Below are 12,189 nucleotides of genomic sequence, written 5' to 3' on the forward strand. Positions count from 1 at the left end.
GGTACCCCGGCTGCGGGAACGGTCAGTTAAGCTGCTTCTTTAGCGCATAAAGTGCGTCAAGCGCCTCACGCGGTGTCATGTCATCGGGATTGATTGCTTTCAGGGCTTCCTCGACCTTGGACGGCCCGCGTTTCTCCTGCTCTTTTCTGACCGCCACCTGAAACAGCGGAAGATCATCAATGAGCTGACTAGCGGGGTTCTTGCGGTCAGCATCCTCAAGCTTGTTCAAGACATCACGTGCGCGCGCCACCACGGCATCCGGCAGACCGGCGAGCTTGGCCACCTGGATGCCATAGGAGCGATCGGCTGCGCCCGGCCCCACTTCATGCAGGAAAATGACATCGCCATCCCATTCCTTCACGCGCATGGTGGCGTTGGAGAGCCGGTTCAGCTTTTCCGAAAGCACCGTCAACTCGTGGAAGTGGGTGGCGAAAAGTCCGCGGCAACGATTGGCTTCATGCAGATGCTCAACGGCTGCCCAGGCAATCGAAAGACCATCAAAAGTGGCGGTTCCGCGTCCGATTTCATCGAGAATGACCAGCGAGCGATCCGTGGCCTGATTGAGGATGGCAGCAGTTTCGACCATTTCCACCATGAAGGTGGAGCGTCCACGCGCCAGATCATCCGACGCACCGACGCGCGAAAAGAGGCGATCCACCACCCCGATCTGCGCCAGTGTGGCAGGCACGAAAGAGCCGATCTGGGCCAAAATGGCAATCAGGGCGTTCTGGCGCAGAAAGGTGGATTTACCGCCCATATTGGGACCCGTCAGCAACCAAAGCGCACCGAAGCCGCCATCCGTGTTCGGCGACAGATCGCAATCATTGGCAATGAAGGAGCTTGTGGACTGGCGGCGAAGCGCCTGTTCCACGACCGGATGACGCCCGCCCTGAATGTTGAACTGGCGCGAGGCATCCACTTCCGGGCGGCAGTAGTTCCACTCTTCCGCCAGAAGTGCCAGACCTGCCGCGACATCGATGACAGAAAGCGCCCTCGCCCCGGCCTTGAGCACCTCTGCATGGGAAAGCACCATAGTCGTCAAACGATCAAAGGCCTCCAGCTCGATTGTCAGCGCCCGGTCTGCGGCATTGGCAATGCGGCTTTCAAGGTCAGCCAGTTCCGTTGTGGTGAAGCGCATGGCATTGGCCATGGTCTGGCGATGGATAAAGCGAGCCTTTGCCTCCGGTGTATCAGTCATCGGGCCGCTATTGCCCGCCGTCACCTCGATGAAATATCCCAGCACATTGTTGTGCTTGATCTTGAGTGACTTGATGCCCGTTTCTTCCGCATAGTGCAGTTGCAGACCGGCAATGACCCGCCGCGATTGATCACGAAGGGCGCGCACTTCATCCAGCTCCGCATGGCATCCATCCCTCAGGAAGCCGCCATCGCGCTTTAGAAGCGGCAGATCCTCACCCAAGACCCTGTCCATCTCATCTTCGACGAAGCGTGGCAGCGCGTTCAAACCTTTAAGAGCATCCGACAGCTCTTCCGGTAAAAGGGCCTTGCTCAAGAACTCACCAACTTGACGTGCAGCGGCAAGACCTTGGCGGATACTGCCCAGATCTCGTGGACCACCGCGATCCAGCGCCAGTCGCGAGAGCGCACGTGGCATATCCGGCACATGCTTGAGGGCGGAACGGAGTTCGCTGCACAGTGAGGGCTCATCAATCAGGAACGCTACGCTATCGAGGCGCCGGTTGATTTCCTCCGGGTCGGTCAACGGTGACATCAGGCGTTCTGAAAGAAGGCGCGCACCGCCGCCTGTCACCGTGCGGTCAATGGCTTTCAGCAGCGAGCCGTCACGGTCGCCGTTCATGGTACGGGTGAGCTCCAGATTGGCCCGCGTGGCTGGATCGATAAAGAGCGTGGAAGCCCCGCTTTCCCTCTCTGGCGGGTTGAGTGGCGGGCGTTCTGCAATCTGGGTTTTCTCGACATAGGCAACGGCTGCTGCCGCAGCCGCCAGTTCCGCCCGCGTGAAGGTGCCGAAGCCATCCAGCGTTCCGACGCCAAAATAGCGGGAAATTCGCTCTTCCGCCGTCGCGCTATCGAACAACACGCCCGGTTGAGGCACAGCAATTCGACCGAGAATATCGAAGGTGGGCTTCAATTCCTCATCGTAGAAAACGGTATCGGCCACGATCAGTTCACGGGGTTCGATTCGAAGAATATCGGCGAGCAGGCGAAGCTGTGTCGTTTCCGCCAGCCGAAAGACCCCGGTGGAAATGTCTATCCAGGCGAGCGCCAGTTGTTGCTCACCGCCGCCCTTGATGCGGGCAAGCGCCATCAGATAATTGGATTCCGAAGGAGAAAGAAGCTTCTCTTCCGTCAGCGTTCCCGGCGTGACAAGCCGCACCACATCCCGCTTGACCACCGACTTTGAGCCGCGCTTCTTGGCTTCAGCCGGATCTTCTATCTGCTCGCACACCGCGACCCGAAAACCAAGCGAGATGAGTTTTTGCAGATAATCGTCTGCGGCGTGGATCGGCACACCGCACATGGGAATATCCTGGCCAAGATGCTGGCCGCGTTTTGTCAACGTAATTCCAAGCGCTCGGGATGCTTCCACGGCATCCTCAAAGAAGAGTTCGTAGAAATCGCCCATTCTGTAAAACAGCAGCGAATCCGGATTATTCGCCTTGATCTCGATGAACTGCTCCATCATCGGCGTTGCCGAAGCACGGCTTTCAGCCGAGGTGAGTTCGGCTGTGTTCAAAACGTCTGGTGATGGGTTCAGCAAAATCTTCCGGCCATTTTTTGTTGCGCAGGCTAGTGGGTGACTTTATCGATTATGACCCTGGGAACACAATATCGCGCAGTCGAAACACAAGCGATGCCCACAAGATGCTGGAGGGGACATGTCTGCCAAGGAAAGCCAACCGCCGAAGGGTCGCAAAAATGCGCGTCCATCTGTGACAGAAAAGGAAGCGCTCGATTTTCACGCCGAGGGTCGTCCGGGCAAACTTGAAATCGTACCCACCAAGCCGATGGCCACGCAGCGTGACCTTTCGCTCGCCTATTCGCCGGGCGTTGCCGTACCAGTCAAAGCCATCGCCGCTGATCCTGCCACCGCCTATGATTATACGACACGCGGCAATATGGTCGCCGTCATCTCGAACGGCACTGCCATTCTCGGCCTTGGCAATCTCGGCGCGCTGGCTTCAAAGCCGGTGATGGAAGGCAAATCCGTTCTCTTCAAACGCTTCGCAGATGTGGATTCGATCGACCTGGAAGTCGATACAGAAAATGTCGACGAGTTCATCAACTGCGTGCGCTATCTCGGCCCATCTTTTGGCGGCATCAATCTTGAGGATATCAAGGCTCCGGAATGCTTTATCATTGAAAGCCGCCTGCGCGAGCTGATGGATATCCCGGTTTTCCATGACGACCAGCACGGCACGGCGATCATTGCAGCGGCAGGCCTCATCAACGCGCTGGAGCTCACCGGCCGTGACCTCAAGACGGCGAAGCTTGTCTGCAACGGAGCGGGTGCGGCGGCCATCGCCTGCATCGAGCTTATCAAGGCCATGGGCTTTGCCCCGGAAAACATCATCCTTTGCGATACCAAGGGCGTGATCTACCAGGGCCGCACCGAAGGCATGAACCAGTGGAAAAGCGCCCATGCGGTGAAGACCGGCAGCCGCACACTGGAAGAGGCCATGAAGGGTGCGGATGTCGTTTTCGGCCTCTCGCAAAAAGGAGCCTTCACGGAAGAGATGATCCGCTCCATGGCGGATCGCCCGATCATCTTTGCCATGGCAAATCCCGACCCGGAAATCACACCGGAAGAAGTGGCCCAGATTCGTGACGATGCGATCATGGCAACGGGCCGTTCGGACTATCCTAACCAGGTCAACAATGTTCTCGGCTTTCCTTACATCTTCCGTGGGGCGCTTGATGTGCGGGCGCGCCAGATCAACGACGATATGAAGATTGCAGCCGCGCAAGCGCTGGCCAATCTGGCGCGGGAAGATGTGCCCGATGACGTGGCTGCCGCCTATCAGGGCGTGCGCCCGCGCTTCGGGCCGCAATACATTATTCCTGTTCCTTTCGATCCGCGCCTCATCTCGGCCATTCCAGTGGCCGTTGCCAGAGCGGCCATCGAAAGCGGCGTTGCGCGCAAGGTAATCGAAGATCTGGACGCCTATGGCCGCGAGCTTTCCGCACGGCGCGATCCGATCGCTGCTACCACACAGAACATCTACGCCCAGGTACGGCGCAGCCCGAAGCGCGTGGTATTTGCCGAGGCGGAAGAAGAACAGGTCATGCGCGCTGCCGTATCCTTCATCAACCAGGGGCTTGGCACAGCCATTCTCCTGGGACGTGATGATGTCATCCGGTCAACCGCCGAAAAAGCCGGCATCGAACTCGACCGTATCGGCATCGAAATCGTCAATGCGCGCCTGTCCAACCGTGTCGAAGCCTATATCGATTACCTCTATGCGCGGCTTCAGCGGGAAGGCTATCTGCTGCGCGACGTCCAACGCCTGGTCCATAATGACCGAAACCATTTCGCTGCCTGCATGGTGGCACTTGGCGATGCGGATGCAATGGTGACGGGTACTACGCGAAACTACGCGACAGCGCTTGCCGATGTGCGACGCTGCATCGATCCAAAGCCCGGCCACAAGGTGATTGGCGTTTCCATCGTCGTTTCTCGCGGTCGCACTGTTTTCGTTGCCGATACAGCTGTGCATGATATGCCAAGCGCACAAGATCTGGCCGACATAGCCTGTGAAGCAGCGCGTCTGGCACGCCGCATGGGGTATGAGCCACGTGTGGCGATGCTGGCCTATTCCACGTTTGGCCAGCCGCGTGGCGAACGCTCTGAGCGTGTGCGTGAAGCGGTTGCCATTCTCGATCAGCGGCGGGTCAATTTTGAATATGACGGCGAAATGGCTGCAGATGTTGCGCTCAACGCGGCCCGCATGGAGCAGTACCCGTTCAATCGGCTTTCCGGCACGGCCAATGTGCTGGTGATGCCCGCCATTCATTCCGCCTCAATCTCAACCCGAATGCTGGAAGAGTTAGGCGGTTCGACGCTGATCGGACCTCTTCTCGTGGGTCTCGACAAGTCGGTCCAGATCACCTCCATGGGCGCGAAGGATTCCGATATCGTGAACATGGCAGCCATCGCCGCCTATAACGCCGGAAGCTGAAAATGGATCAGCCCGGCGCTGTTCGGCGCCGGGCTGCAAAAACCAACTCCTTCATCGCTCAGCCGCCGAAGCGACCCGCATCCGCGCCGTAATAGTTGATGTATCGGCCGGAGATGGATTCGATGGGCAGCACGATCAGCACATCCGTTGTGTTGAAAGCCTGATCGACCACGGCACCGTTGCCCACCATGGCCCCCAGACGCAGATATCCTTTGATCAGCGGCGGCAGTGCCATCAATGCCTGACGGGAGTTAATCTCCTCCATCGGCATCTGGTTCATATCCTGGAAAAGCTCTGCACGGGCAGACACCGCCCATTCATCCTTTGTACCCACGGTGTGGTGCAGGAAGGAAAGGGCAAGCGCATGGTTCTTCGGATCGGTGCCGGAGAAGGACGCGCAGCCGAACATGGCATTCATCTTATGGCGCAATGCATAGGCCCAGTTGCCCTGCCACAGCAGTTCCACTGTGCGCTTTGTACGATAGTGCGGCAGCACGCAGGAGCGGCCCAATTCCATGAAGCGCTTTTCAGGATGGCGTGCCAGAAGCGGAGCGACGTCATATTCGCTTGCCGAGTAGAAGCCGCCATTTGCCATGGCAACCTCTTGTCGCAGCAGGCGATAAGTGCCGACAATCTGGTCTTCCGGCTCACCCGTCAGCGCTGTGTCGACCACCAGAAGATGATCACAGATCTCGTCGTAGAAATCGAAGTCGCGTCCCAAGGCCATGGCTTCCGGTGGCAAGGTCGCGCCCATTTCCTCAACAAAAACCTTGTAGCGAATGGCCTGGGCCGCTTCAATTTCGCGGCTGTTTCGCGCAAGGCGCGTTTCCATGCTGCCGATTCGGCCAAACACATCTGCGGGCAAGCCAGCCTGCGGCTCCTGCTCACGCTGGATATCCTCTTGGATTTCTCGCTTGAGAAGATCGACATTCATTGATTTACCGTCCCCGTTGGTGGACTTCATAAAACACCATTATGCGACAGGAAAGTGACGTGCCTGGGTGCAAATTTATCATTCATAAAGAACTTGCAACAGCACGATTAGACTTACACCGTCTGGCGTTGCTGGTCCAATAGCTGCTTTAGCTCGTGCAGCAAACGGTGAGGATCGGCAGGCTTCTGCAAAATGCAATCCGCGCCATCAGCAAGAATTCCATTTTTCACAGCCTCATCTGTTTCGCCTGAAAGGACCAGAATAGGGGTACGCGACCCATCACGGTCGAGCCGCTTCAGGACATCGGAAAGCTCACCACCAGGCATATGAAGGTCTGAGATGATAAGATCCGGCCGCCGCTCAGCCAGTGCCATGGCTTCAAGCGCGACCAGATCGCTCACATGCTGAACCGTGCAGCCTGCCTTTCGCAAGACGGCTCCGACCATCATGGCAGAGACGGGATCATCTTCCGCGAGCAGCACCTGAAGCCCGATAGCAAAGGATGGCTCCGATGCTGTGATACCTTCTGGAGTTGCCGAAGCCCTATGGCTTTGCCCTCCGCCTAAGCGCCCCCGCAGAACATCTACGAGCGACTGCTCTCTCAGGGGCCGGATAAGCCAGGCATCATAGGCATCCCAACGCTGATGGCCGCGCTCTTCGGGACTGACCAGGAGGATGCGTCGGATGCGGCTCGCAACCGGCCCCATGCCATCCACACCACCGATGCGATGATCGACAATCATATCCGTGAAAGCGAGATTTTGCCGTGCTGAATTGGAGATGACCCATTCCGCTTCCGAGACCGTGCGAACGTGGCGGCACCGACCACCCAAAGTTTCGATGCTGGCAACAGTTGCCTCTGCGGCGGGGCCATCCGGTGCCAGGAACAAGACGCGGGAGGAACGCAGAAGCAGCATACGGTCGCTGCCTTCCTTGCCAGCATCGGCGGATATTGCGGGCAGGCTAATGGTGAAGGTCGTGCCAATTCCACGGCGGCTATCGACAGAAAGCGCTCCGCCAAATTCACGCAGGATGCGTGAGGAAATTGAAAGACCGAGACCCGTTCCACCGCTTCGCTCCGCAGCATCCCCGGCTTGCTCAAATTCCTTGAATATACGCTCCCGGTCCCCTTCGGTCATACCGGGACCAGTATCGGCAACGGTGATAACCAAACGTGATCCCTCAAGCTGGACGCGAATAAGAACGCCGCCAATCTGCGTGAACTTCACGGCATTGCCGATGACATTGAACAGCACTTGCCTGAGGCGTGCCGGATCAAAGTCCATCAGGGCTGGAACGTCATAGGCGACTGTCGCCCCGATTTCGATACCCTTTTGATGGGCCCGCGGGGCCATCATCTCCACCACACTTTCCAGCAACTGACGGATGTTCTCAGCACGGCTATTCAGGCGAAACCGGCCAGCCTCGATTGTAGAATAATCCAGAAGATCGTCCACCAACTGCGCCATGGCGGAACCGGCCTGGGAAATCCCGCCGATATAATTGCGCTGCTCTGGCGTCAGTTGCGTATGCTGCAACAGCTGGCTCATGCCCAGAATGCCGTTTAGCGGCGTGCGCAACTCATGAACGACAGTTGCCAACTGACGACTTTTGGCATGGCTCGATTCCTCAGCCTGAAGCCTGGCCTCATCCTTGGCATGAGCCACACGCCGCTCTTCCGTCACATCGCGGGCAGTACTGAAAATAAGCTCCTGCTCCAAGCCCGTCTGCTTGACCAGAATATCGCGCCAACGGAATATGCGAAGCTCGCGCTCGATCGACAGTTCAATATCGATGTCCTGTGTGACCAGACGAGCAGAGAGCGGCAAGCCCAACCGCTCCAGGGTGGACCCAAACGGCTCCTCGCAGCCCGGAATTTCTCTGAAGAGCCTGTTTGCGCCTACGATCAATCCCCGGCTATCGCGGACCACCGCCAACTGGGAGAGAAGTTCCTGACCTTCTAGAAATGCCTGTGCATCCAGCGTCACAAGATCATGAACGTGATGAGTGCCTGAAGGCATAACAGGGCCGAGTTCAGACGCCATTCGCTTGAGGCGGTGAGTGCCGAGATAGGCTTTTACGCGCGAAAGAAGACCATGCCGCTGCGGCTCCTCGTTCGGCGCAGCACGAACGGAGTCGCCCCCATGCACCTCTGTCGCGCTGAGGGTGGATCGCAGTTTCTCATGAAGGTCGGCGAGGATACGCATCTGAGATGGCTTATCACACGATTACTTCCGATTGATTACGATTGCTGTCAATTTTTGGTAATGTGCTTCCGAGAACCCAGCAACTCGTCGACAATCACACAGGCTGCACCAACCGTAATGAAACTATCGGCCAGATTAAAGACGGCAAATGACCAGGTTTCCGTGTAGAACAGAATGTAATCGATGACATGCCCGTACAGAAAGCGGTCGAAAATATTGCCAAGCGCACCAGAAATAATCAGCGCGAAACCCGTGTGAGCAAAGAACCGGTTTTTCGGAGTACGCCGCCAGAGCCAGATGACGAAGGCCACGATGACAAGACGCATGGAAACGATGAACCAACCATCGAGATGGTCCAGCATCGAGAAGGCAACCCCGAGATTATAGGTGCGGTACAACGCCAGAAACGGCACAACATGCACAGCTTCCTGCAAGGGAAGATACATCTCCACGGCAATCTTGATCAGCTGATCGGCAAGCACCGCCAGAAGGACGAAGACCAGAATCGGCACGGGCCGAGAAAGCAGTGTGGGGGCAGCAATGGACTTTGGCTCCAACACGGTCATTTTGCCTCCAGGGAAAGTTGTGTGCGGCGTGCTTCGAACAACATGACGGCGGTGGCGACCGCCAGATTGAGTGAATCCGCCCGTCCCGCCTGCGGAATGCGTGCGAGCCGATCCGCTGCTGACGCCAAATGCTCTGGCAGGCCGGATTGCTCATTGCCCATCAGCAAAATGGTTGGCTTGCGATCATAATCGATGGTGCGGTAATCCACGGCACCGGCCAGATGGGTGGCAACGATCTGCCCGCCGGAGCGCTTTGTCCAGGCCAGGAATTCTTCGGCGCTAGCGCGATAAACCGGCATGGCAAACACAGAGCCCATGGTGGCGCGCACAGTTTCCAGTGAGAAAGGATCGGTACAATCGCCTACCAGAACCACCCCCGACGCACCGGCTGCATCGGCCGTACGGATGATCGTTCCGAGATTTCCAGGGTCGCGAACACGGTCTAGGGCGACCAAGGTTTGGCCTCTTTCCAGCGCCAACTGGTCAAGCCGCTTCCATTGCTGCTCAAACACACCGACAACCATTTGCGGATTATCGCGACGGGTAATGCTGGAGAGGACCTTTTCGCTGACTTCCAGCACAAGCCCGCCACGGGCCACGGTTTTGGCCGCCACCTGCTCAACGAGCGTTTTGCCCTTGGCGGCTTTGGCGTAAACCAGAGTGCGGATTTCCCAGCCCAGCTCCACCGCATCAATGATGAGTTTCAAACCTTCCGCCAGAAACGTGCCGGTATCCTCACGGTCCTTTTTGTTCGTCAGTGACTTGATATCCTTGACGATAGGGTTCGAAAGGCTGGTGACTTCCTTGACCTGTCCGACGCGACGCGCACCGGGCTTACGAAATTCGTCGTTCATGTGCGCACCCAGCGGCTGAAGAGAGATGTGGAGAGAGCACGTCCCGGCGTTTTGCCATCGAGACCAGCTTCGCGGATCACGAGTTCACCGGATTCGACCGCACCACCGGCACCGCGCATGGTTTCGCGCATCAACTCATGGATGGAATAGAAGCTTGCCCGGATCGAATAGGCGGTCAGCACGAGACCGATCGATTTCGGGGCAAGAATTTCACGACACACATCCAGCATCAGCGGCAATTGCTCGAAAAGATGAAAAACCTCGCCATTGGGACCACGGCCAAACTTCGGCGGATCGGCAAGAATGATATCGTAACGATTGCCACGACGCTCCTCACGCAGGATGAACTTCATGGCATCTTCGCAAATCCAGCGAATCGGCGCACGGTCCAGCCGGGCAAGCGACTGGTTTTCGCGCGCCCAGCCGATGGCTTTCTTTGAAGCATCGACATGGGTGACTTCAGCACCAGCTGCGGCAGCGACCAATGATGCAACACCTGTATAGCCGAACAGGTTCAAAACCTTTATCGGACGCTCAGCCTTTTCAGCCTGCTCCTTCACCCATGACCAGTGAACAATCTGCTCTGGAAAAACGCCCACATGCCGAAAGGCGGTGAAGCGGCCGAGAAAGTCGACGCCTAACAGAGAGAGAGGCCAGGTTTCGCCGAGTGCTTCACTCGGAAAGCGCCAGCGCCCCATGCCATCTTCATCCGTATCTCCAGTGAAGATCGCATTCGCATTGTCCCAGACATGCGAAGGCAGACTTGGCTGCCAGAGCGCCTGCGCTTCCGGCCTAACAATTCGATATGGACCGTATTGCTCGAGCTTCAGCCCGGCCCCGCTATCGATAAGGTGGAAATCCCCCGCCCCTTTCGATTCGAGAATGACAGGCACACGCTCAACCGGAAGGTCTCCCTGCCTTAGAATAAGCGGGCGAACTTCTGCCGGTGCGGCAGATGCCTGCGACTTCGGCGTCTCGCGCTCTGCGGTTCGCTGCGATTTCTGCCCTTGCGGCTTTGCATGGGCTGCAGGTCTTGGGCCATGATCCCGCTTAAAGCCGGGGCCGGATGCCTTTTTCTGCGATGACGGCTCCTGCCGCGTCGGTTTCTTCTTCAAAGCGCTCTATCCGCTATCTTCTTTATAGGGCAGCAAATAGCATTGGGTTCGCGCTTGGCAAAGGGCTTTCCCTTTCGCTGATTACGAAGCTAATATGTTCATCCGGGAGAACAATCGGGGAGGATAACATGGAAATTAGCGGTGAAGAACGCATTGCAGCCCCACGCGAGACAGTGTGGCGCGCGTTGAACGATCCGGAAATCTTGCGCCAGTGCATTCCTGGCTGTCAGAGCCTGGAGCAGAAATCGCCGACGGAGCTTGCTGCCAGTGTCAAACTGAAGATCGGCCCCGTCTCTGCCAGCTTCAATGGCGAAGTCACGCTTTCCGATATCAATGCGCCGGAAAGTTACCGGATTTCCGGCGAAGGAAAGGGCGGCATCGCAGGCTTTGCCAAGGGCTTTGCTGATGTCGTGCTCATTGAGGACGGAGAGAATACCATCCTGCGATATAGCGCCGATGCACAGGTAGGCGGTAAACTGGCACAATTGGGGTCGCGCCTGATTGGCTCCACCTCCCAAAAACTGGCTCAGCAATTCTTTGCAGATTTCAACGCCGCGTTGACCGGAAATTCAGCCGAAGTGGGCTGATCAACCGGAGACAACCACGGCCTTTTCCGTCGAGCGAGGAGCAGGATTGTCATTCTGCTTTTCGCGCGCGATGGCCGCCCGTGCTTCAATGCGTGCCTGCCGGCGATACTTTGCCTGAGCAAACCAGGTAGCCAAAGCACCAATCAGCATCCCGACGAGAAGCGCCAGAAACAGCATCAGAAACAGGGGACCTGTGACGGAAAGAACCGAGTCGGAGGGTTGGAACGGGTTCAGCGCAAGCCGCACCGGCTCCCGGTTGGCCACACACAGAACGATCAGCACAATCCCCAGCGGGATGAAGATAACAAGGCTGGCGATCTTGCGGATTCGGCTCATGGCTTGCTCCCTTGGCGCGTAAAGGCGAGAGTGCGCAACGCGCACCGCTCTCCTTCAGAATAGGTTCTTCCCGGCTGCTTTCAAGAAGACGCGATCCTCGAAGGATCACGAACAATCTCAATCCTCGTCTTCTTCATCAGCGAGATCGGGGTTCAGCCGCTCGCGAAGCTCTTTGCCCGTCTTGAAGAAGGGAACCCACTTTTCTTCCACGAACACCGTATCGCCGGTGCGCGGATTGCGACCCGAACGCGCAGGACGGTTCTTGACGGAGAAGGCACCGAAGCCGCGAAGCTCAACGCGGTTGCCAGCCGCCAACGCATCGGTGATCTCATCCAGAACGGCATTGACGATATTCTCGACATCACGGTGATAGAGATGCGGGTTACGCGCCGCAACGATCTGCACCAGCTCGGACTTGATCACGGATTTCC

Annotated in this window: 10 protein-coding genes; 2 read left to right on the forward strand and 8 right to left on the reverse strand. The window is 57.4% G+C overall.

The features are described from left to right. Positions 1–22 precede the first annotated feature (22 nt). Positions 23–2,665, reverse strand: coding sequence for a DNA mismatch repair protein MutS (gene mutS, locus AC0JZ1_RS14660; RefSeq protein ID WP_471883466.1), 2,643 nt, complete (start codon positions 2,663–2,665; stop codon positions 23–25). A 193-nt stretch (positions 2,666–2,858) separates the two neighbouring features. Between mutS and AC0JZ1_RS14665 the strand changes: the two genes are divergently transcribed. Beyond that, positions 2,859–5,159 carry an NADP-dependent malic enzyme gene (locus AC0JZ1_RS14665; RefSeq protein ID WP_471883070.1) on the forward strand — a complete coding sequence of 767 codons (2,301 nt, stop codon included), beginning with the start codon at positions 2,859–2,861 and terminating at the stop codon, positions 5,157–5,159. 58 nt (positions 5,160–5,217) lie between these two features. Here AC0JZ1_RS14665 and olsB read toward each other — a convergent pair whose 3' ends face one another. The 5 genes from olsB to AC0JZ1_RS14690 form a co-directional block, all read right to left on the reverse strand. After that, positions 5,218–6,093 carry a l-ornithine N(alpha)-acyltransferase gene (gene olsB, locus AC0JZ1_RS14670; protein WP_471883467.1) on the reverse strand — a complete coding sequence of 292 codons (876 nt, stop codon included), beginning with the start codon at positions 6,091–6,093 and terminating at the stop codon, positions 5,218–5,220. Positions 6,094–6,206: 113 nt separating this feature from the next. After that, positions 6,207–8,300 (reverse strand): hybrid sensor histidine kinase/response regulator, encoded by a 2,094-nt coding sequence (locus AC0JZ1_RS14675; protein WP_471883071.1) that lies wholly within the window; start codon positions 8,298–8,300, stop codon positions 6,207–6,209. 47 nt (positions 8,301–8,347) lie between these two features. Next, positions 8,348–8,866 (reverse strand): signal peptidase II, encoded by a 519-nt coding sequence (lspA, locus tag AC0JZ1_RS14680; protein WP_471883072.1) that lies wholly within the window; start codon positions 8,864–8,866, stop codon positions 8,348–8,350. Further along, positions 8,863–9,720 carry a TrmH family RNA methyltransferase gene (locus tag AC0JZ1_RS14685; protein WP_471883073.1) on the reverse strand — a complete coding sequence of 286 codons (858 nt, stop codon included), beginning with the start codon at positions 9,718–9,720 and terminating at the stop codon, positions 8,863–8,865. The genes lspA and AC0JZ1_RS14685 overlap by 4 nt, the downstream gene beginning before the upstream one ends. Next, positions 9,717–10,835 (reverse strand): class I SAM-dependent methyltransferase, encoded by a 1,119-nt coding sequence (locus AC0JZ1_RS14690; RefSeq protein ID WP_471883074.1) that lies wholly within the window; start codon positions 10,833–10,835, stop codon positions 9,717–9,719. The genes AC0JZ1_RS14685 and AC0JZ1_RS14690 overlap by 4 nt, the downstream gene beginning before the upstream one ends. Positions 10,836–10,963: 128 nt before the next feature. Here AC0JZ1_RS14690 and AC0JZ1_RS14695 point away from each other — a divergent pair, with 128 nt between their 5' ends. Continuing rightward, positions 10,964–11,422 carry a CoxG family protein gene (locus tag AC0JZ1_RS14695; RefSeq protein WP_471883075.1) on the forward strand — a complete coding sequence of 153 codons (459 nt, stop codon included), beginning with the start codon at positions 10,964–10,966 and terminating at the stop codon, positions 11,420–11,422. On the opposite strand, the gene AC0JZ1_RS14700 is transcribed toward AC0JZ1_RS14695, so the two are convergent. Together AC0JZ1_RS14700 and AC0JZ1_RS14705 are read right to left on the reverse strand one after the other, a co-directional pair. Then, entirely contained in the window at positions 11,423–11,758 is a 336-nt protein-coding gene (locus AC0JZ1_RS14700; RefSeq protein WP_471883076.1) for a lipopolysaccharide assembly protein LapA domain-containing protein, read from the reverse strand. A 117-nt stretch (positions 11,759–11,875) separates the two neighbouring features. Further along, positions 11,876–12,181 carry an integration host factor subunit beta gene (locus AC0JZ1_RS14705; protein WP_377397079.1) on the reverse strand — a complete coding sequence of 102 codons (306 nt, stop codon included), beginning with the start codon at positions 12,179–12,181 and terminating at the stop codon, positions 11,876–11,878. Positions 12,182–12,189 lie beyond the last annotated feature (8 nt).

Source organism: Affinirhizobium capsici (assembly GCF_977018625.1).

Bases quoted from the DNA above. Each gene is read 5' to 3' on its own strand.
- mutS (WP_471883466.1), bottom strand. From the start codon at position 2,665: ATGATGGAGCAGTTCATCGAGATCAAGGCGAATAATCCGGATTCGCTG.
- AC0JZ1_RS14675 (WP_471883071.1), bottom strand. From the start codon at position 8,300: ATGCGTATCCTCGCCGACCTTCATGAGAAACTGCGATCCACCCTCAGC.
- AC0JZ1_RS14685 (WP_471883073.1), bottom strand. From the start codon at position 9,720: ATGAACGACGAATTTCGTAAGCCCGGTGCGCGTCGCGTCGGACAGGTC.
- olsB (WP_471883467.1), bottom strand. From the start codon at position 6,093: ATGAATGTCGATCTTCTCAAGCGAGAAATCCAAGAGGATATCCAGCGT.
- AC0JZ1_RS14695 (WP_471883075.1), top strand. From the start codon at position 10,964: ATGGAAATTAGCGGTGAAGAACGCATTGCAGCCCCACGCGAGACAGTG.
- lspA (WP_471883072.1), bottom strand. From the start codon at position 8,866: ATGACCGTGTTGGAGCCAAAGTCCATTGCTGCCCCCACACTGCTTTCT.
- AC0JZ1_RS14700 (WP_471883076.1), bottom strand. From the start codon at position 11,758: ATGAGCCGAATCCGCAAGATCGCCAGCCTTGTTATCTTCATCCCGCTG.
- AC0JZ1_RS14665 (WP_471883070.1), top strand. From the start codon at position 2,859: ATGTCTGCCAAGGAAAGCCAACCGCCGAAGGGTCGCAAAAATGCGCGT.